Origin of the sequence: Prosthecobacter gellanilyticus (assembly GCF_007992435.1) — a bacterium.
Classification (GTDB): Bacteria; Verrucomicrobiota; Verrucomicrobiia; order Verrucomicrobiales; family Verrucomicrobiaceae; genus Prosthecobacter; species Prosthecobacter gellanilyticus.
Window position 1 is genome coordinate 96875 of the sequence record NZ_BKAG01000012.1, and the last position, 20291, is coordinate 117165.

Here is a 20291-nt window from a genome sequence, read left to right on the forward strand (position 1 = left end):
TTACAACTATCCCGTTGGTGGCCAGGGGGTTAGACCCTAATGAATGAAAAAATGAATGAATACATGCAAAATGCATTCCAAAATGTAGTGTGATCCGCTACAGTCATCGCGTATACGCCCCCCAATCTATCGTTCATGCGGCCCCCCCTTTTTCGCACTCTAGCTTTCCTCTGCCTCGGTGGTGCTTCTTCGCTAACAGCTCAGATTTCCAGTATTGAGGACCTGCAGCAGTTTTTGGTCACGCAGGCCCCTGCCGTTACAGCCCCCCCGGCGGTGCAGACAGGGCCGAAGATCAGCACGAATCCCAATATTTTCTATTCCAATCCAGGTCCGTGGGGAAACCTGCGCTGCACCTACATCTACCTGGAGGCTCCCAAGAGCTTGATCGATAGCTTTCCCCTGCCCAACACACAGCCGCGCTGGGCATTTCCGGAGGCGCTGCGAGACAGCCTCCCGGCTTTCTTTCAGGGAGCAGGGCTTTCGGCGGCGATGGTGACAGACCTCATGGATCCGAAGACCATGGTGGTGGCAGATGGGATGCTGTATCTCTTCCCCAAGCCCCCTGACTTGGAAGCCATCCCCTCAGTGAACCGCGCGGTGATCTACACGGAGCTGGCGAAGTATCCCGCCAATGAGTTTCATGTCGATCCAGTGCTCATCATCGGCCAGACAGTTCCAGAGTGGTATCGCACCAGCAAGCTGCGCCCGGAGATCATTCAGAAGGTCGAAAGGCTCTCCTACAAGCGTGGAGAGACGACAGCGTTCAGTGACATCGGGCTGCTGCTGAGCTATGCGCAGTCTGACTCGGAGGCGCGCACCATTTTCAAAGCCATGACCCGCACCCGCGGTCTGCTGGTTAAGATCGAGGCTGATCGTGGCACGAACATTGAGGAACTGGTCAACTACTGGACCCTGGGGCTCGGCCTGCGCCGCAAGGATGTGGAGCCGCTGCTTCAGTCGATCATCGACACGGACGGCATGGAGGCGCTGCCGCTTTCCCACATGCTGCCGGCGCTGGTGCGCAAGCTGATCTACACCTACCCGAGCCTGGACATGGGCAAGCACGGCATCCTCCCGGACTGCCATTGGACGAGCCTGAATTTCTTCAACTACGATCCGCATGAATACCTGCTGGACTCACGTCTCGCCACGAGCGCCGTGCTGGAGAAGTTTGAGCCCATCGAGCCGCCGTATAAGTATGGCGACATCCTTTTCTTCCTCAGCAAGCAGACCGGTGACGCCTATCACTCCTGTGTGTATCTGGCGGACAACCTGGTCTTCACAAAGAACGGCCGTAATCTGCTCTCCCCCTGGCTGGTGATGAAGCAGGAGGACGTGGAGAAGATCTATCTTTATCGTGGCGATGGCCGCGTGCAGGGCTTCCGCATGAAGCCACCGGCGGCGAAGTGAGAGCGGATCAAAGCGTGGTCAGGGCTCAGATTTTTTTACCCGCAGATAACGCGGAGGGCACAGACGAGCCTTGATCAAGACCTCTGTGTTCCTCCGTGCTCTCTGTGGTGGAGTGACCAGGATTGCTTTTAGAGCTCCGCGATCACCTCGATCTCGATGAGAGCGCCCAGAGGCAGTCCCGCAACCGCGATGGTGGAGCGGGCTGGCTTGTGACCGCTGAAGGCCTTTTCATAGATCGGGTTCACCTTCGGGAAGTCTGCCATGCTGGTGAGGAAGACTGTGGCCTTGGACACGCGAGTGAAGTCCAGCCCCTGGGAAGCGAGAAGAGCCTGAATGTTTGCCAGCACCTGCTGCGCCTGCCCTTCCACATCCGTGGCCTCGATCTTGCCAGAAGCAGGATTGATCGGGATCTGCCCGGAGCAGAAAAGAAAACCATTGCTGCGCACAGCCTGGGAATACGGGCCGACAGCCGTCGGGACATCGGTAGCGTTGTTGATAAGTTCCATGAGGCTGCAAGCTTTCGTCAAGAACGGCAAAAAGGTCAAGTGACTCACGCGACGCAAGAACCCAGTGCTTCGCGCTCGTTATGAGGTGCCGATGATCCGCCCGAGCCTATTTCTCCTGTTCACCACCCTCACTTCTAGCGCGGTGGACTTCTCGCATGAGATCGTGCCGATCTTGAAGAAGCACTGCGCGGAGTGTCATGCGGGGGACAAGAAGAAGGGCGGCTTTTCTTTTAACACTCGGACGGATCTGCTGGAAGGCAGTGAGAACGGGCCGGTGATTGTGAAGGGCAAGGTGGACAAGAGCCGGATGATCGAGGTGATCCTCTCAACGGATTCAGATGAGCAGATGCCGCCGAAGGAAGACCGGCTCAGCGCGGCAGAAGTAGCTTTGTTGAAAAATTGGATCGCGGAGGATCTGCCGTGGGAAGAGGGATTTGCCTTCAAGAAGCCTTCCTATGAGCCACCTTTGGCACCACGGCATCCGGAGCTGCCTGCGGCATCCGTGGCGGGGCGTGATCATCCCATTGATCGCATTCTGGACAAGTATCTGAAGGATCATCAGAAGGCGCAGCCAGATGAGATTGATGATGCGACGTTTGCACGACGTGCGGCTTTGGATCTGACAGGCTTGCTGCCAGAGACGGAGTCTCTGAAGGCGTTCCTCGCGGATGCTTCGCCAAAGTCGCAGAAGCGTGAGAAGTTCATTGAGACATTGCTCGGAGATGACATCGCCTATGCCGAGCACTGGCTGACGTTTTGGAACGATCTGCTGCGCAATGACTATGGCGGCACGGGCTTCATCACGGGCGGACGCAAGCAGATCAGCAAGTGGCTCTATGATGCGCTGATGACGAACATGCCTGCGGATGCGATGGCGCGCGAGCTGATCTCACCACCTTCAGATGGTAGCCGAGGATTCATCGATGGCATCAAATGGCGTGGCGACGTCAGCGCAGGACAGACGGTGGAAATCCAGTTCGCGCAGAGTGTCTCGCAGAGCTTCCTCGGCATCAACATGAAGTGCGCTTCCTGCCATGACAGCTTCATTGATCGCTGGAAGCTCGATGAGGCCTATGGTCTGGCGGCGGTCTACTCCACGCGGCCGCTGGACATCGCGCGCTGTGACAAGCCGACCGGGCGCATCGCGCAGGCCTCGTGGTTGTTTCCAGAGTTAGGCCAGATCGATGCCAAGGCGACGCAGCCAGAGCGGCTGAAGCAGCTCGCCGGACTGATGACCCATCCTCAAAACGGAAGGTTCACACGCACCCTAGTGAACCGCCTTTGGCACCGGCTCATGGGACGCGGGATTGTGCATCCGCTGGACGCGATGCAGACGGAACCGTGGAGCGCTGACCTGCTAGACTATCTGGCGACGTATCTGAGCGACAACAAGTATGATCTGAAGAAGACCCTGGCCCACATCGCTGGAAGCCAGGCTTATCAGAGCCGTTCCGAGGTGGTGGAGAAAGGCGCGGATGACCATGGCTATGTTTACGCAGGCCCCCGCAGCAGGCGTCTGACCGCAGAGCAGTTTGTGGATGTGATCTGGCATCTCACCGGCACGGCTCCAGCGAAGATGGATGCGCCCATCATGCGTGGTAAAGCGGATCCCACCGCCGCGAAGGACATTCAGCTCAGCGCGCAATGGATCTGGGGAGACAGCGCCAGCAAAGGCAATCCACCGGCTGGAGAGACGGTAATGCTGCGCAAGACCTTCAAGCTTGATGCGCCCGTGAGTGGTGCCAGTGCGGTGGTCACGGCAGACAACAGTTTCATTCTTTATGTGAATGGACGCAAAGTTAGTTCGGGGGACAACTGGAAGCAGTTCGAGGCGGTGCCTCTGCACGCCTCACTGGTGGAGGGCGCGAACAACATCACCATCATCGCCAAGAACGCGGGCAGCGGGCCGAATGCCGCTGGTGCCTATTTTGAATCCCACATCCGTTATGAGGACGGCCGCCAGATTAGCATCGTCACGGACCCGAGCTGGCAGTATCATCCCAATGCCAATGAGGGCAAGGAAGGCCGTCTCGGCGCGCAACCGAAGGAGGGCTGGAAGCCAGCCACCGTGGTCAAACCTGTGGCTGCGTGGACCGCCGTGCTGAATCGCAGCGTCCCTGCCCTGCTGGCACAGGCGGGACAGACGAGCAAGGACCCGGTGCGTGCGAGCCTGGTGAAGAGCAACTTCCTCATGCGCACCCTGGGCCGGCCTAACCGAGATCAGATTGTGTCGATGAGACCTGATGATCTGACCACGCTGGAAGCCATCGATCTCTCAAACGGAGCCATCCTCACGGACACTCTGGCACGTGGAGCGCAGAACCTGCTTGCGAAGAAGAAATGGAAGGATCTGTCGACTTTCACTCGCTGGCTCTACCAGACCACCCTTTGCCGTGAGCCGAGTGCGGCAGAACTCAGTGAGATCACGGGTGCGCTGGGCGAGACGCTTACAGAGCAAAGCATCGCGGACACGCTTTGGACGGTGATCATGCTGCCGGAGTTTCAGCGCGTGCGGTGACGTGCCGACAAGTCACTTCTGCATGTCATTCGTGCATTCGAGGCTTGGTCAGAGGTGATGTGAAGCCGTAGTAGAAGGCATGTCTCGTCTTTTACTGCCTCTCCTTCTAATCACGATCATGGGTGCCAGTGCCCATTGCCAGCCAGCCGCGACACCGGCTCCAACCTCCAGCATCCAGGCGGGCTTTGCGGAGCGGGACATCACGCCTGACATCGGCATGGAGCAGCCAGGCGGCTATGGGAAGAGCTACCACCTGACGTTTCATGATGCCTGCAAGGTGCGTGTGGCGCTGTTTGATGATGGGAAGAAGAAGGTCGTGCTGATCGGACTCGATACTCTAGTGGTGCCCAGGAAAGTGACGCTGGACGCGAGGGCAAAGATTGAGAAGGATTTCAAAATCCCGGGTGACTGCGTGATGATCGGTGCCTCGCATTCCCACTCATCCGGACCAGTCGGCATGGTCATGCCGGGCGAGTTTGATGCAGCCTCGGATCTGGTGAAGAGACTGGCCTATGAAGAGAGCTCATGCGCGGATGCAGGCTTCCTCACACGGCTCACGAGCGAGATCGTGGCGGGTGTGAAAGCGGCGATGCTGACCAAGCAACCGGCGCAGATCGGCTATGGCTTTGGGCATGAGGACAAGGTGGCTTTTAATCGTCGTCTGCGCATGAAGAACGGCCAGAGCTGGAGCCACCCAGGCGCGGGTAATCCGGACATCCTGGAGTATGCAGGCCCGATCGATCCACAGGTCGGTGTGATCGGTGCCTGGGACATGAATGGGAAGCTTCTGGGCAGCATCGTGAACTATGCCTGTCATGCCACCACGAACCCGGGCGGCATCTCGGCGAACTGGATTCACTACCTGGAAAAGACCATTCAGGGCGCGCTGGACAGCCATGCACCGGTGGTTTTTCTCCAGGGAGCCTGTGGTGATGTGACGCAGGTGGACAACCTCAGCCCGAACCGCCGTCCCGCCCCTGAGGAGTGGTCGCGCTTCGTGGGTGGTCGTGTGGGGGCGGAGGCAGTGCGCGTGCTGCTCTCGATGCCGAAGGCCACGGAAGCTGTGCTGGATGTGCGCCAGAAGACGATGATGATCCCAAGGAGGAAGCCTTCACCGAAACGGGTGCAAGACAGCCTGGCTCTCGTGGAGGCCGGGAAGCCGGTGGGGGATGTGACGAACTACATGTTTGCCAAGGAGATCCTGATGCTGGACCACCTCTGCAAGGTCACGCCAGAGGTCGAATCCGAGGTGCAGGTGATCCAGGTGGGACCGGCGGCCTTCGTGAGCAATCCGGCGGAGTATTTCTGCCAGTTCGGACTGGATATCAAAAAGGGCAGCCCCTTTGCCTTCACCTTCCCGGTGGAACTGGCAAACGGCATTGTGGGCTATGTTCCTACGGAGGAGGCCTTTGGCCCGAATGGCGGCGGCTATGAGACGAGGCTCACAGCCTACTCAAACTTGGTGATCACCGCCGGGCGCACTTTTGCGGATACTGGGATCGCCCTGACGAAGGAGATGAAGCCAGCCCCTGCCCCGGAAGCGCCGAAGGCACCGCCTTTTGCCAAGCCCTGGACCTATGGAAATGTACCTCCGGAGCTGGAGTGAGCGTAGTTCAGGCGTGGCGAAAATCTCATCTCTGTCCTTGACCGTCCGTTTGACGTGCTTTGCTGCCCAAAAAGGCCGCAAATTTGGTCCAAGCTCCCCCCTTGCGCTCGCCGTAAACGCTGCCAAGGGTAATCGCTCTTCCACCCCTGAATGAGTGATCCCATCCGACACGAGTGCGGCCTTGCCGTCGTCCGACTGAAAAAGTCCCTGGCCTACTACCAGGAGCACTATGGCACCGCCCTCTATGGCTTCAATTTGCTGGCTGCCCTGATGGCGAAGCAGCGCAACCGCGGTCAGGACGGCATTGGCATCGGCTGTTGTAAGCTGGACATGCCAGCAGGCACTCCCTACCTCTTCCGCGAGCGCTTCGACGTGTCCGTGGAGCAGATGGGCGAGGTCTTCAGCGGCATCCGCAAGGACTACAAGCGCATCGCCCGCAAGATCGATGGCCAGCGCCGTGAGGAGCGCCATGAGACCGGTGTGGAGCATCTGCCTTTTGAGGAAGATCCCGAGGCCATCAAGCGCGAGTTCGAGCTCGCCGGTGAGATTAATATCGGCCACCTGCGCTACGGCACCTCCGGCGGTCTAGGCAAAGCCTGCCTGCACCCCTACCTGCGCCGCACCACCTGGCCGACACGCAGCCTCATGGTGATGGGTAATTTCAACCTAACCAACTCTGGTGAGCTGAATCGCGTCATGATGCAGCGCGGACAGCACCCGGTCTTCGGCACGGACACGCAGAGCGTGCTGGAGGAGATCGGCTTCCAGCTCGATGAAGCGCACACCCAGCTCTATCACGAACTCCGCGACAGCGGCATGCCAGGGACGGAGATTCCGAAGCATATCAGCGCGCGTCTGGACGTGGGTGAGATGATCCGCAAGTCCGCGCAGATCTGGGATGGCGGTTATGCCATCGTGGGTGTGATCGGCAGCGGTGACCTCTTTGTGATGCGTGACCCGAACGGCATCCGTCCGTGCTGGTACTATGAGAATGACGAGATCCTCGCCTTCGCCTCTGAGCGCGTGGCACTGATGTCTGTGCTCGAAGTGCCGGAAGAAGACGTCAAGGAACTGCCCCCGGCGCATGTGGCCGTGATGAAATCCTGCGGCACCTTCACCACGGAAAAATTTACCGAGGTGAGCGAGCCGAAGCCCTGCTCCTTTGAGCGCATCTACTTCTCCCGTGGCAATGACTCGGAGATCTACAAGCAGCGCAAGCGCCTCGGCGAGCAGCTGGTGGAGCAGGTGGTCGAAGCCATCGACAATGACTTTGAGCACACGGTGCTGAGCTTCATTCCAAACACGGCGGAGACGGCCTACTTCGGCTTCCTGGATGGGCTCCGCAAGAGCCGCCGCGTGGCCGTGAAGGAAGCGCTGATGGAGATGCTGAAGAAGGGCGAGCTCGATGAAGCGAAGCTCGACGACCTCGTGCTGCGCAACTGGCCGCGTGCGGAAAAGATCGCGCACAAGGACATCAAAATGCGCACCTTCATCGCCTCAGATGCCGGGCGCGATGAGCTGGTCTCCAGCGTCTATGATATCACTTATGGTTCGGTCACGGAGAAGGACAACCTCGTCGTCATTGATGACAGCATCGTCCGTGGCACCACCCTGAAGACTTCCCTGCTCCGCATCCTGGCGCGCACGAATCCGAAGCGCATCCTGGTGCTCTCCACCGCCCCGCAGATCCGTTATCCGGACTGCTATGGCATCGACATGTCCGAGCTCGGCAAGTTCATCGCCTTCCAGGCCGCTGTGGAGCTGCTGAAAGAGCGTAACATGCGCCACGTGCTGCGTGAAACTCATGAAGCCTGTCTCGCCGAGCTCAAGAAGCCTCGCCATGAAATGCGCAATGCCGTGAAGGCCATCTACGCGCCTTTCACCGATGAGGAAATCTCCGCGAAGGTCGCCCAGCTTGTCTCGCCGGCGAAGACACCTTGGAAGGGCAAAGTGGAGGTTATTTTCCAGACAATCCCAGGCCTGCATGCCGCGCTCGACATCGCCGGTGGCCCAAGTTTCGGTGACTGGTATTTCAGCGGCGACTACCCGACCCCAGGCGGCTTTGGCACCGTGAATCGCGCCTTCATCAACTTCTACGAGAAGAAAGAAGGCCGGTCCTACGACACACTGCTTTGATACACCCTCACTAAGTTCCATCCCATGCCTCGCAAAATTACACGCGAAGACCTCGGCTGGAACAGTCATTTCGAGGATGCTTTCCAACCCTATGCCAAACAGGGCTGGAAGCCTGCACGGCTGCTGCGTGATAACAAAATTAGTTATGGCTGTCTCGTCTTTGACGAGAAGGATTTCGATGAGCTGGACTGCATCCTCGGTGGCAAGGTTTATCACGATGCTGAGACGGATGCTGATCTGCCAGCAGTCGGAGACTGGGTCGCCCTGGATGTGACCGGCACGGAGGCCATCATCCGCGCGCGCTTGCCGCGTCAGACCTGCTTTTCACGCAAGGCTTCCGGGAACAGCAGCGAGGAGCAGGTGCTGGTGGCGAATGCGGATGTGGTCATGGTCATCACCGAGCCAGGCCCAGACTACAGCCTGCGCCGTCTGGAGCGCTACTTCACGCTTATCAAGCGCAGCGGTGCCAAGGCGGTGGTGGTGCTGAACAAGGCGGACCTTTTTACGAAAGCCGAGAACGAGCAGGCCGCCGCCGAGATCCGCGAGCTCAATCCTGAGTGCGAGGTCCACATCACCAGCGTCCTGGAAAACAAAGGTCTCAAAGTATTGCGCGGTTACATGAAGAAAGGCGTGACCGTGGCCTTGATCGGTTCCAGTGGCGTCGGCAAATCCGCCATGGTGAATGAGATCGTCGGCGATGAATGGCAGTGGGTCGGAGACGTCAATGAGACCACCGGCAAGGGTCGGCATACTACCACCGCACGTGAATTGATCCTCCTGCCGCGCGGCGGCATCCTGGTGGACAATCCAGGCATCAAGGAGGTGCAGATGTGGACGAATGAAACGATTCTACGCGAGTCGTTTACCGACATCGAAGACCTCGCCTCGCAGTGCAAGTATCATGACTGCAAGCATGGCAAGGACGCAGGTTGTGCGTTGCGTGCCGCCCTGGCGGACGGCACTCTCGATGCCGCACGGCTCGAGGGTTTCCTGAAGCTCGAGGATGAGATCGCCCAGCTCAAGAAGCGCCAGAAGAAGCGCCAGATGACAGTGGAGCGCATCCACAAGCGTGATCACAAGATCAAGGCCCGGAACCGGGAGGACCGCATCGACATCGAGAGCGACCTCAAACCACGCGCCTAAGGCCAAACGACCCAAGGGGCGCGGACTTTAGTCCGCAGCATCGCGACCGCAGACACAAGGCTCACCACCTTCATGGGTGCTATTCGTGCCCACGTCTTCGGTTTGAATGACTCACCGACCTGAGGCTGCCTTGTGAGAGTTATCAACCTGCAGCGGACTGAAGGCCTCGCTCAGGTGACCTTTCGTGACCCTCCCCATACATTTTCCCGCCCGGCTGAAGGTAAGCCCTCGAATCAGCGTTGACCTCCACGTTCCCTTTCTCCAACCTCCACACCATGATCCGACCGCTCTGCTTTTCTCTCCTCGTTGCTGCTGCTAGCCTTCAGGCCCAGACTCCTGCCGCGCCACCCCCGGGCCATGATCACAGCATGGAGATTCCCGGTTTGAAGAAAGAGCTCTTCGAAGGCATCACTGCGGACGACCTGCTGCGTCCGGGCACCGAGCCGAACAGTGTGAAGGTCACTCTCGTGGCCACTTTCAATGCGGCGAATTACGGCATGAACTTCAATGGCTACTCGCATGGCAAGGCCATCCTGACCATCCCCGTGGGCACCAAGGTGAATGTGACCTTCATCAATCCCAGCCCGGTGCCGCACAGCGCCATCGTGATCGACAAGCCGGACACGAAGAAGCTGCAGATCGCCGAGCCTTGGTTCAAGGGCGGTGCGAGCCCGAAACACCTTGTGGGTCAGACCATGGGCAAGTCTGAGTTCAGCTTCACGGCAGACGAGGCCGGTGAATATGCCCTGGCCTGTGGCTTCCCTTCCCATGGCGTGGCTGGACATTGGATCAGCCTGAATGTCAGCGCTGATGCCAAGGTGCCGACCCTGCAGCTGGGCGACCAGCCGGCGAAAGAGGTGAAGTAAGCGCATCGAGGGCTTTTGCTCCCAGAAAAACTCCGGCTTCATGTGCTGCGTGATTGACCCGGCTCCCATGCCGCGCACTCTCGCGCACCTCTTTCTCTCATGGAACACGTTCTCGTCATCACCCGCGCCCTCCTCGACCAACTCGGCAGTTTTCAAGGCTTCCAGCCTGAGGTGGACCGATACTTGACCGCCATGCTGGCCCCGGGGGCGAATTTCTTCATGGAGCGCCCTGCGGCTGAGCTGGACCCGACGCACAAGCAGCTGATCCCCTATTCCATCTTCCATCATGATGGCCGCTACCTCTGCTACACCCGCGGTGGCAAAAGCGGTGAGAAGCGCCTCGTGTCCAAACGCAGCGTGGGCATCGGCGGGCACATCAATCCCGTGGACCAGAGCCATGACGGCCTCGGCGAGTCCATGTATTTTAACAGCATCGAGCGTGAGATCACCGAGGAGCTCGTCATTGGCGGCACCCACACGCAGGAAGTGATTGGCCTAATCAATGATGATTCCAGCGAGGTCGGCAGCGTGCACCTCGGTGTGGTGCATCGTTTTGAGCTCAGTAGCAATGAGGTGAAGTCAAATGAGGACGCTATCCAGGACCTGCAGTTCTTTACCCTCGGCGAGCTCCGCGCCATGCGTGACCAGCTCGAGACTTGGTCCCAAATCATTGTGGATCATTTGAAAGCGTAATCACGCCGTAGCACGAGGGCGGCGGAGCCCTCTCGTCCCCGATGAGGTGGATACCTCCAGCCTTGTCCGATTGATCCAAGAACTCACGTTCGCGTATCCCACGTTTTGCAAGCTTCGCAGAGACGACCGGTTCCGCATCGCGGAACACGGTCACCCTGCAACAATCATCAAGAGATCCCTCGAGCCGCGCGCTTGAACTCGACCTCGTTACCACAGGCGCTGATGGCCTCTGCTTCAGAGATGTAGCCCGCTTCATACGCACGCACAATGTTGGTCAGGAAGGTGCAGCAGTTTGGGTCGTTGCCGCGCTGCATGTAGGTGCGGATGTTTTCGATGTCCTGCTTGGCGATCCATTGCTTCACCGCGCCACCGTTTTCGAGATGCTCCACGACGAGGTGCATGGCTCCATCCACTCGTGGAAGTAGCTTCTGGCAGAGAGCTCCGATGAGTTGCTGGGAAAGCAGATGCAGGCCCAACGCGGACTGCTCTGGCGGGAAGAGATGGGCGAGACGGTCCACGGCATCCACCGCGCTGTCACTGTGGATGGAGGCCAGCACGAGGTGACCGGTTTCACTGGCCTGCAGCGTCGTCAGCGCAGTTTCGAGATCGCGAATCTCACCGACCATGATCACGTCCGGAGCTTGGCGCATGGCGGCACGCACACCGCGTGCATAGCTCGATGTATCGCGTCCCACCTCACGCTGGGTGAACATGCTGGACTTGTTCGGATACATGAACTCGATCGGGTCTTCGATCGTCACAATGTGCCGCGCGCAGGTCTCGTTCATCCACTGCAGCAAGCCTGCCATGGTGGTGCTCTTGCCCATGCCGGTCGGGCCGGTGATCAGGATGAGGCCGCGGGTCTTCATGGCCCATTTGGTGAGCAGCCAGTCCGGCACACCCAAGTTACCCAGCACCGGCAGATCCGTGCGGATGCGGCGCATGACCACACCCAGGCGGCCGATGGCCTTGTGCAAATTCACGCGGTAGCGTGTGTGGCTGGATGACACGAGGCCGGAGTCCTTGTCATTATCACCTTCGGGCGAGACGCCGCAGGCCTGCCAGAGACCGACCATCTGATTGAGCTGCATGGGCTCGTCACCAAAGAGCATGAGCTGGCCGTTGATCTTCATGCGGGGCAGTTCGCCTTCCATCAGGAAGACATCACTGGCCTTATGTTCATCCGCTGCATTCAGAATTTCATCGAGAGAAAGGGGCATGGCGCGCGGATCAAAGCTGGCAGGCTGTCCTTTGTCGAGAGTGAATCCTGGAACATTCTTACGGAACTGACATCTCAGGTGACTCGATCTCCGATAAAGATCGACAAGACGCGCGTTCCTTTCCACCGTCATCAACCCCACTATGATCCGACCCATCACCACATCCCTTCTCCTCGCCCTGAGCTTTGCCTCCGTGGCCAGCGCTGAATCCGCTTTCACCGGCCGCTGGGCTCTGACCATCCCCGGTGGTGGCGCGGGCTGGCTGGGCGTTGAGGAGAAAGACGGTGCCTTCTCCTCCAGCGTTCTTTGGGGCGGCGGCAGCGTGGTCCCCACCACCTCCACCAAGGTCGAAGGTGACACCCTCATCGTCACCCGTGAGCAAAAGAACAAAGAAGGCAAAGTCACCACCGAAACCATCACCGCGAAAGCTGATGGCGATGCGCTGAAGCTCAGCACCTCCAAGAAGAACGCGGAAGGCAAGACCATGGGCCAGCCAGCCGAATTCACCGGCAAGCGCATCCCTGCCATCCCGGCGAAGCCTGATCTCTCCAAGGTCAAGTATGGCGCTCCGATCCCGCTTCTGAACGGCAAGGACCTCGCCGGCTGGCGCCTCCTGAAAGAAGCCGACAACGGCTGGAGCGTGGTCGATGGCATCCTGCAGAACCGCGTGGTGAAGGAGAAGGACAAGCACTTCGGCAACCTGCGCACGGATGCTGAGTTCGAGGACTTCAATTTGAAGACCGAGGTCCGCACCCAGGAGAACAGCAACAGCGGCATCTACCTGCGCGGCATCTATGAAGTGCAGGTCATGGAGAGCTTCGGCAAGCCGCTGGACTCCCACCACATGGGCGCGCTCTACAGCCGCATCACTCCCAGCGTGAACGCGGAGAAGGCCATCGGCGAATGGCAGTCGCTTGATATCACTCTCGTCGACCGTCACCTCACCGTCATCCTCAATGGCAAGACCATCATCGACAACCAGCCCGTGCTCGGTTGCACCGGTGGTGCCATGACCAGCGATGAGTTCAAGCCAGGCCCCATTTACCTCCAGGGAGACCACACCAACGTGGACTACCGCAACATGGTTCTCACGCCCGTCGTGAAGTGAACCACACGGTTCGCGCCCTTCTTTAAAACTGGCATCAGGCCCGCTTCAGCAATGAGGCGGGCCTTTTCGTTGATTCACGGGTTATTTGCCTAACGAAAAGCAGTTAAACACCACCTTCGGTGCGCATCCATCAAGTCACGCCTTCGTTCCCAGATCTCCCATCAGCTGGTCGATGAAGATGCGGCGCTCCTGCTCGTTGAGGGTGCCTTCGCGCCAGCACAGCGTCAGCACCAGACGGCCGTTCTTCTCGTTCGCGAAGACGCCCGTTCCTGGAGGATCAGAGAAGCTCGGCACATGGTAGGCATTCGTCACCGCGGCACCGGCAAAGCGGGTGAGCTCAGGTGCGAACACACCGGTGTTCGAATGGTAGAAGGAGCTGAACTTGCCCTTCATGTGGAAGTTGATGAAAAACATGTGCAGCCACGGCGGCATGGGGCGCATCATCCACATCAGGTCACGGAAGGCATCACCGATCTTGTCCTTGATGAAGCGCGTGTGCTGCTGGTGCAGAGAGTTCGAGGCCGCCTCGATCGTGGTCAGGTCCTTGGCCAGCAGGTTGCAGAAGAACATCGTGAGATGGTTCTGAAACAGCGGGCCGCGCGTGCCCTTCTTGCGCACCTGGATCGGCACGCAGCACATGAGGGACTCCGGCTTGATCTCGCGATGCGTGAACACGGCCTGATGCGCGCGCATGGCGCAGGCCAGATGAAAGGGCATGTTGATAAGCGGGCCGGAAATCTCAGCGCTGCGCTTCGCGGCTTCCATCGTCTGCGCTTCGGTCAGCGTGATGACCTGGAAGTGCGCACGACCTTCGGAAAGCTTCGCGGAACCCAGCGCTTCAAAGGGCTTGTCCATCACCGAGTCAAAGAAGGTTGGCATGACCTTCGCCGTCTTCCAGCGGTCACCCCAGCCACGTTGATCATAGATGTCCGTGAGGTCAAAAGCCGGCACGGGCTCGCCACCGCCGCCGAGGAGACGGTTGAGCTCGACCAGGAAGAACTCGGCGCCGATGCCGTCCATGATCAGATGGCTCCATGAGAAGACGAGGACACAGGCGCCGTCCGCTTTCTCCACAAGATCAAAGCGCACGTTCATCCAGCCATCGTCATACTGCGGCAGGGAGGTGTTGATGATGTCATCCAGCTTGGTCTGCAGGTCCAGAAACTCGACCGCGCCATCATCATAGAGCTTGCCAGGAGATCCTGTCTGCGACCAGAGATGCAGCTCTATCGGACGCGGGAAGCGCGCTGGCTCCCAGCGCGGCAGAGAGAAGAAGGTGGGCTGCTTCAACTGCGCGGTGAAGATGGGAAACGGGAAGTGTCCGGGCAGCTCGATCAGCAGCTTCTTCAAGGCGCTCACATCCGGGATGCGGTCCAGCTCAATGAAGGAATGGGCGATGTGACCACCCTGCCCCGCTTTGCGCAGCATCTCGTCAAAGGCATGCGTGAAGAAGTCACAGTCCCGCAGTGGCAGCGTGCTCAGCTTCTGCTGGGGAATAAAGGAGGATGTCTGGGGCGCAGGTGCTGGCACGGAAACTGGAGCAGGAGCGGCGTCAACCTTCGTCGGTTCAGCCGCTGGTGCTGGTGACGTCTCCGGCTCGCTGCTAGCGATCACCTCATATCCCTGCGCCACCAGCAGCGCCCCGATGGCCCGGGCATTCTTGAAGTTCGCCCGGGAGACACTGCCCACCGGGATGGCCACGCCAAAATGCTCTTCCAGAAGCAGCAGGAGCTGCATGATCGCCATGGAGTCCAGTCCTGCTTCAAAAAGGTCTGACTCGACAGTGAAGCCCGGGGGTGTCTGAAGCACCTCATTGCGGACGAGATCTAGGACGCGGAGTTCGAGCTGGGCGAGAGTTTCAGAAGCAGGCATTCGAGAGCAATGGAGCGCGCGATAGTAGGGGCACCTGAGGGAGGGTCAAGCAGGCGATCATGGAGAGACAAATCAGGGGCAGATAAAATCAGGGTTTCCCTGATGAAAACCTCCCAACTTTCTCCTCGACGCAGGGTTGGACATTTCAGACCATCCACAGAGCATGAAGTGCCTTTCCACCTTCAGAGCCAGACTCATCCTATCGATCTTCCCGATCGTGGCCGGGGTGACGACCGGTGTTCTGCTGCTCTCAGAGTGGAAGTTCAGCGCCACCTACCAACGGCTTTTTGAGGAGCAGTTTGAGGCGCAGATCAGCGCTGTGACCCAGGCGAAGAACAAGCGTTTCGAGGCACTCTCCACCGTTCTGGACCGCATGGCCCAGAACAAGGAGGTAATCAAAGACATGCAGGACGGTGATTTTTATGCCGCTGGAGGGGCCTTGCGCCCGCTGCTGGAGTCCCTGGCCCAGGAGCGCCTGCAGAGTGAGTTTGCCATGCTGCCAGTGCGGTTGGACGCGCGGGCAGACCACCGGTCTCAATCAGGCCCGAGGCTCGAGAACCCACTCACCGATGACGTCGGCAGGCGTCGGGATCTTTTTCAGCGCCCAGGACCGCCCGGAAATGGACCTGGAGGTGGCGGCACATCGCCGTTTATCGAACTGGTGAATGCCAAGGGCGACTTTGTGTTGAATTCGAAAAGGTCTCCGGGGCCAGGACCAAGAAATCTCACGCCTCGTCCCACGGAGACCGAGGCGGTGAGCCGCAAGTCCACCAGGATTCCCTGGCTGGGCAAGGGCAACTTCGAGGACGTGCTCAACGGCCAGCAAGTCGGTTACCTTCTGGTGGAGGCTGGCGAGCGCCGGGGCGAGCAGGTGCGCGAGGTCTTCGTCACGCCTGTGCGTGATCCGGAAACGAAGCAGTTTCTCGGTGCCTTTGCCTTTGGCCTGCCGTTGCCCGCGCTGGCGGACCGCGTGCTCTATGAGCAAACCCGGCGCAGCGAATTTGGGGAGATCATGGGCGGGGTCTACGTGGAGGGAAAACTAGTCTCCAGCACCGTGCCAGACCATGTGAAGCCGATCGTGGCTGCGGCCGTGGAGCAGTCGATGAAGCGCTCGGACAAGGATCATCGTGAGATCCTCATGCCCATTGATGGTGTCCAGCACCGTCTGATCTACCGAGTGCTGAATCCAGGCAGCCCATTTCCCCAGGCGGCCCAGGTGAACTTCTACTCGCTGGCACCGCTGCATGGTGAGATCAAGGATCTGCGCCGCAGTGCCATCGCGCTGGGCACCCTGGCACTCGCCATTGCCCTGCTCTGGGTCACTCTCGCCTCACGCGGTCTTTCCGGTCCGGTGCGCAGGCTCGTGGATGCCACCCAGGAGATTGAACGCGGAAATTATGACGTGCGTGTGCCCGTCACTAAAGATGAGTTTGGCCAGGTGGCCCATGCCTTCAATGACATGGCCGCCGGACTGGCGCTGCAGGAGAAATACCGCAGCGTGCTGCACACTGTCGCTGACCGGACCGTGGCAGATCGCCTCATCGAAAACCCCGGCGCGCTGCGCGGTGAACTGCGGCAGGTCACCATGCTCTTCTGTGACATTCGCGGCTTCACCGCCATCACTGAAAAGATGCCGCCGCATGATGTCATCGAGCTGCTGAACGAGCACATGACCGCGCTGACGGACGTGGCCTATGCTCACGGTGGCACGGTGGACAAGTTTGTCGGTGACTTGATCATGGTGCTTTTCGGTGCGCCGGAGGACACTGAGGATGACACCGTGCGCGCCGTCAGGTGCGCCCAGGCCATGCAGTTGCGTCGTCGTGAGCTCAATGCCTCCGCCAAGCATCCCATGGAAACGGGCATTGGCCTCGCCACGGGCATGGTGGTGGCCGGCTGCATGGGGTCTGACAGGCGCCTGAACTACACGGTACTCGGCCACTATGTAAATCTGGCCTCACGTCTGTGCAGCATCGCCCAGCCTGGGGAGATCATCGCCGACCCAGCCACCGTCCAGGTGCTCAATGGCAGCATCACCAGCCATCCCCTGCCTGTCATGCAGCTCAAAGGATTCTCCGAGGCCGTGCAGCCCTACCGGATCACTTGAGGTTGGTTACCCCCCGCGTGTCACGATCAGACACAGACTTGCCGGAATAGGGCATGCAAGTTCCGCGTACTTTGACGGTGATGCTTCATCGATCTCCAGCCCCATTCCTAGCCCTGATCATGGCGTTCTCCGGAACGGCCTTGGCTGCTGGGAAGCTGCAATTTAACCGGGACATCCGCCCCATCCTTTCTGACAAATGCTTTCACTGTCATGGCCCTGACAGCAAGAAGCGCGAGGCTGATCTGCGGCTCGATGTCCGCGAGGCCGCCGTCAAAGATGGACACATCACACCCGGCCAGCCGGACAAGAGCATGATCCTCGAGCGCATCCTCTCCGATGATTCGGACGAGGCCATGCCCCCGCCTAAGTCGAAGCTCGGCAAACTCACCCCTGCCGAGATCGCCACACTCAGGCGATGGATCAGCGAAGGCGCCGAGTATGAGGCCCACTGGTCCTTCATCCCGCTGAAGCCTGAAGCCCTCAAAGGCCTAACCATTGATAAAATCGTGACGGATGGCCTGCAGTCACGCGGACTCACACTCCAGACTGAAGCCACGCCCGAGACTCTGGTGCGCAGGCTTTCCTTTGATCTTACCGGCCTGCCACCGACACCTGAGGAAGTCACAAGCTTCGTCGCTGATCACGCGAAGGACTCCAAGGCTGCCATCGACAAGCTCGTCACACGTCTTCTTGCCTCGCCGCACTATGGTGAGCGCATGGCTTTGGACTGGCTGGACATGGCCCGCTATGCCGACAGCTACGGCTTCCAGGTCGATCGTGAGCGCGAGGTCTGGCCCTGGCGTGACTGGGTGGTGAAAGCCTTCAATGACAACCTCCCCTATGACCAGTTCATCACCTGGCAGCTCGCCGGTGACATGCTGCCGAATCCCACGGATGAGCAGGTGCTCGCCACCGCCTTCAACCGTCTGCATCAGCAGGAGAGTGAAGGTGGCAGCGTGGAGGAGGAGTATCGCGTCGAGTATGTCGCCGATCGTGTGCAGACGGTGGCCACCGCCTTCCTCGGCCTCACTTTCGAATGCGCCCGCTGTCATGATCACAAGTTTGATCCCATCGCGCAGAGTGAGTACTACGGCCTCTTCTCCATGTTCCAAAACATCGATGAAGCAGGCCTCTACTCCTACTTCACACCCTCACCACCGACCCCGGCCATGATGCTCATGGATGCGGTCACTAAGGACAAGATGACCGGCTTGAAACAGAAGGTCGCCACCTTGGAACAACAAGCCGTTGGCAAGCCTCTCGAGGCTCCGGATCTCGAGCAAGGTGAAGTGGCGCATTTCACCTTCGATGAACTGAAGAACAACAAGCTCGCGGATGTACTGCACGCTGAGGATGCCAAAGCATCCGCCACACTCAAAGGCGAGAACAAGCTCGCCGCAGGCAAGGTCGGCCAGGCCCTCCAGTTCACGGGTGATGACGCTGTCGACACCCCGCTCGGCAATTTCAAGCGCGAGGAGCCCTTCAGCATTTCGCTGTGGTTGAAGACACCCGATGTCAAAGATCGCGCCGTCGTCCTGCATCGCTCACGAGCCTGGACTGATGCCGCCAGCCGTGGTTACGAACTGCTGATCGAGGAAGGGAAATTGAAGTGGTCGCTCATCCATTTCTGGCCCGGAAATGCCATCTCCATCCGCGCCAAAGAACCGCTCAAGCTCAACGAATGGACACAAGTCACCATCACGAATGATGGCAGCAGCCGCGCCTCCGGCCTGCATCTCTACGTGAATGGCAAACTCGCCGAGGTGGACATCATCCGCGACTCCCTCACCAAGACCATCCTCGGTGGTGGTGGTGATAACATCAGCCTCGGCGAGCGCTTCCGCGATCGCGGCTTCAAAGGCGGCATGATCGATGACCTCCGCATCTTTAATGTCGACGTCTCCCGCCACGCTCCTCCAAGCGATGAGCTGAAAGCAGCCCGAACCGAACTCTACGCCCTCCAAGATGCCCAAAAGGAAATGATGGTCATGCGCGAGCTGCCCGAGCCCAAAAAGGCCTACATCCTCACACGTGGCGAGTATGACAAACGCGCCGAGGAGACTGGCCCGGTCACCCCAGCATGGCTTTCCCCCTTCCCCAAGGATTCGCCGAAGAACCGCCTCGGCTTCGCCCGCTGGCTCACTGCCCCCGAGCAGCCTCTTACCGCCCGAGTGACTGTGAATCGTTTGTGGCAAAGTTTGTTTGGCCGTGGTCTTGTGAAGACCACGGAGGACTTCGGCAGCCAGGGTGAGAAGCCGCTCTACCCCGAGCTCATCGACCACCTCTCCGTGAAGTTCATCCAGAGCGGTTGGGACATGAAAGCCCTCATTCGCGATATCGTCACCAGCCGTGTCTACCTCCAGCAAAGCCTCGCCGATGCCAGGACCATGACCGACGATCCCGACAACCAGTGGCTCGCGCGTGGTCCGCGCTTCCGCCTGCCCGCCGAGATGATCCGTGACAATGCCCTCGCCGCCGCAGGCCTGCTCAAACTCACCCTCGGCGGTCCGCCCGTCCATACCTATGAAATGACCGAGGCCTTCAAGCCTGTGGAGCCCGGCAAAGGCGATACCGTCTATCGCCGCAGCCTTTACTCCAACTGGCGCCGCACCAGCCCACCTCCGGCGATGGTCGCCTTTGACGCACCGCGCCGAGCCGTCTGCATTTCAAGACGCGAGCGCACCGACTCCCCGCTGCAAGCCTTGGTTCTCCTCAACGGCATCCAATACGTCGAAGCCGCCCGCGTTCTCGGAGAGACCCTGCACCGCGAAACGAGAGGCGACCTAACCAAAATGATCGAACTGGGTTTCCAGCGCTGCCTCAGCCGCCCGCCCGATGCCAGGGAGCGCGAGATCTGCACTCAACTCTACCAAGAGCAGCTCACCCATTTCAAAGCCACCTCCACCGAGGCTGAAGCACTCTTGAAGCCCGGCAACACTCCGCACGACAAGTCCATCCCGCTCCCCGAATCCGCCGCCGCCACCATCCTCGCCCAAGCCCTGCTGAACCACGACGCCTGCGTGGTGAAACGCTGAGAATAACCAGATCTTTTTACCACTAATAGACACTGATGAGCACTTATGTTCCGAGCCAGCTGAACCTGATA

The 20291-nt window shown here is 59.4% G+C and carries 13 protein-coding genes; 10 read left to right on the forward strand and 3 right to left on the reverse strand.

Features of this window, described 5'->3' with window-relative positions; translation table 11 throughout:
- Positions 1 to 135: 135 nt before the first annotated feature.
- On the forward strand, positions 136 to 1410 hold the full coding sequence (locus BGE01nite_RS10460; RefSeq protein ID WP_146850397.1) for a hypothetical protein: 1275 nt from the start codon (positions 136 to 138) through the stop codon (positions 1408 to 1410).
- A gap of 128 nt (positions 1411 to 1538) precedes the next feature.
- On the opposite strand, the gene BGE01nite_RS10465 is transcribed toward BGE01nite_RS10460, so the two are convergent.
- The gene (locus BGE01nite_RS10465) at positions 1539 to 1916 is read right to left on the reverse strand and encodes a RidA family protein (protein WP_146850398.1); all 378 of its coding nucleotides are present in this window, start codon (positions 1914 to 1916) and stop codon (positions 1539 to 1541) included.
- A gap of 91 nt (positions 1917 to 2007) precedes the next feature.
- Between BGE01nite_RS10465 and BGE01nite_RS10470 the strand changes: the two genes are divergently transcribed.
- The 6 genes from BGE01nite_RS10470 to BGE01nite_RS10495 all read left to right on the forward strand — a co-directional run bounded on the left by BGE01nite_RS10470 (position 2008) and on the right by BGE01nite_RS10495 (position 10878).
- Positions 2008 to 4434 (forward strand): DUF1549 domain-containing protein, encoded by a 2427-nt coding sequence (locus BGE01nite_RS10470; protein ID WP_146850399.1) that lies wholly within the window; start codon positions 2008 to 2010, stop codon positions 4432 to 4434.
- Positions 4435 to 4513: 79 nt separating this feature from the next.
- Entirely contained in the window at positions 4514 to 6040 is a 1527-nt protein-coding gene (locus BGE01nite_RS10475) for a hypothetical protein (protein ID WP_218032950.1), read from the forward strand.
- Positions 6041 to 6190: 150 nt separating this feature from the next.
- Positions 6191 to 8176 carry an amidophosphoribosyltransferase gene (locus BGE01nite_RS10480; RefSeq protein ID WP_146850400.1) on the forward strand — a complete coding sequence of 662 codons (1986 nt, stop codon included), beginning with the start codon at positions 6191 to 6193 and terminating at the stop codon, positions 8174 to 8176.
- 24 nt (positions 8177 to 8200) lie between these two features.
- The gene (rsgA, locus tag BGE01nite_RS10485; protein WP_146850401.1) at positions 8201 to 9319 is read left to right on the forward strand and encodes a ribosome small subunit-dependent GTPase A; all 1119 of its coding nucleotides are present in this window, start codon (positions 8201 to 8203) and stop codon (positions 9317 to 9319) included.
- Between the two features lie 275 nt (positions 9320 to 9594).
- Complete coding sequence (locus BGE01nite_RS10490; RefSeq protein WP_146850402.1) at positions 9595 to 10185, forward strand: sulfocyanin-like copper-binding protein; 591 nt, start codon at positions 9595 to 9597, stop codon at positions 10183 to 10185.
- A gap of 99 nt (positions 10186 to 10284) precedes the next feature.
- Positions 10285 to 10878 (forward strand): hypothetical protein, encoded by a 594-nt coding sequence (locus tag BGE01nite_RS10495; RefSeq protein WP_146850403.1) that lies wholly within the window; start codon positions 10285 to 10287, stop codon positions 10876 to 10878.
- A 167-nt stretch (positions 10879 to 11045) separates the two neighbouring features.
- On the opposite strand, the gene BGE01nite_RS10500 is transcribed toward BGE01nite_RS10495, so the two are convergent.
- Complete coding sequence (locus BGE01nite_RS10500) at positions 11046 to 12098, reverse strand: type IV pilus twitching motility protein PilT (protein ID WP_170266719.1); 1053 nt, start codon at positions 12096 to 12098, stop codon at positions 11046 to 11048.
- A 142-nt stretch (positions 12099 to 12240) separates the two neighbouring features.
- Between BGE01nite_RS10500 and BGE01nite_RS10505 the strand changes: the two genes are divergently transcribed.
- Positions 12241 to 13206 carry a 3-keto-disaccharide hydrolase gene (locus BGE01nite_RS10505; protein ID WP_146850405.1) on the forward strand — a complete coding sequence of 322 codons (966 nt, stop codon included), beginning with the start codon at positions 12241 to 12243 and terminating at the stop codon, positions 13204 to 13206.
- A gap of 135 nt (positions 13207 to 13341) precedes the next feature.
- On the opposite strand, the gene BGE01nite_RS10510 is transcribed toward BGE01nite_RS10505, so the two are convergent.
- Positions 13342 to 15078 carry an acyl carrier protein gene (locus BGE01nite_RS10510; RefSeq protein WP_146850406.1) on the reverse strand — a complete coding sequence of 579 codons (1737 nt, stop codon included), beginning with the start codon at positions 15076 to 15078 and terminating at the stop codon, positions 13342 to 13344.
- A gap of 163 nt (positions 15079 to 15241) precedes the next feature.
- Between BGE01nite_RS10510 and BGE01nite_RS10515 the strand changes: the two genes are divergently transcribed.
- Complete coding sequence (locus tag BGE01nite_RS10515; protein ID WP_146850407.1) at positions 15242 to 17185, forward strand: adenylate/guanylate cyclase domain-containing protein; 1944 nt, start codon at positions 15242 to 15244, stop codon at positions 17183 to 17185.
- 119 nt (positions 17186 to 17304) lie between these two features.
- Positions 17305 to 20220 (forward strand): DUF1553 domain-containing protein, encoded by a 2916-nt coding sequence (locus BGE01nite_RS10520; RefSeq protein WP_218032951.1) that lies wholly within the window; start codon positions 17305 to 17307, stop codon positions 20218 to 20220.
- The last annotated feature ends 71 nt before the right edge of the window (positions 20221 to 20291 follow it).

Coding starts and splice junctions, on each gene's coding strand:
- BGE01nite_RS10460 (WP_146850397.1), top strand. CDS start 136: ATGCGGCCCCCCCTTTTTCGCACTCTAGCTTTCCTCTGCCTCGGTGGT.
- BGE01nite_RS10465 (WP_146850398.1), bottom strand. CDS start 1,916: ATGGAACTTATCAACAACGCTACCGATGTCCCGACGGCTGTCGGCCCG.
- BGE01nite_RS10470 (WP_146850399.1), top strand. CDS start 2,008: ATGATCCGCCCGAGCCTATTTCTCCTGTTCACCACCCTCACTTCTAGC.
- BGE01nite_RS10475 (WP_218032950.1), top strand. CDS start 4,514: ATGTCTCGTCTTTTACTGCCTCTCCTTCTAATCACGATCATGGGTGCC.
- BGE01nite_RS10480 (WP_146850400.1), top strand. CDS start 6,191: ATGAGTGATCCCATCCGACACGAGTGCGGCCTTGCCGTCGTCCGACTG.
- rsgA (WP_146850401.1), top strand. CDS start 8,201: ATGCCTCGCAAAATTACACGCGAAGACCTCGGCTGGAACAGTCATTTC.
- BGE01nite_RS10490 (WP_146850402.1), top strand. CDS start 9,595: ATGATCCGACCGCTCTGCTTTTCTCTCCTCGTTGCTGCTGCTAGCCTT.
- BGE01nite_RS10495 (WP_146850403.1), top strand. CDS start 10,285: ATGGAACACGTTCTCGTCATCACCCGCGCCCTCCTCGACCAACTCGGC.
- BGE01nite_RS10500 (WP_170266719.1), bottom strand. CDS start 12,098: ATGCCCCTTTCTCTCGATGAAATTCTGAATGCAGCGGATGAACATAAG.
- BGE01nite_RS10505 (WP_146850405.1), top strand. CDS start 12,241: ATGATCCGACCCATCACCACATCCCTTCTCCTCGCCCTGAGCTTTGCC.
- BGE01nite_RS10510 (WP_146850406.1), bottom strand. CDS start 15,078: ATGCCTGCTTCTGAAACTCTCGCCCAGCTCGAACTCCGCGTCCTAGAT.
- BGE01nite_RS10515 (WP_146850407.1), top strand. CDS start 15,242: ATGAAGTGCCTTTCCACCTTCAGAGCCAGACTCATCCTATCGATCTTC.
- BGE01nite_RS10520 (WP_218032951.1), top strand. CDS start 17,305: ATGGCGTTCTCCGGAACGGCCTTGGCTGCTGGGAAGCTGCAATTTAAC.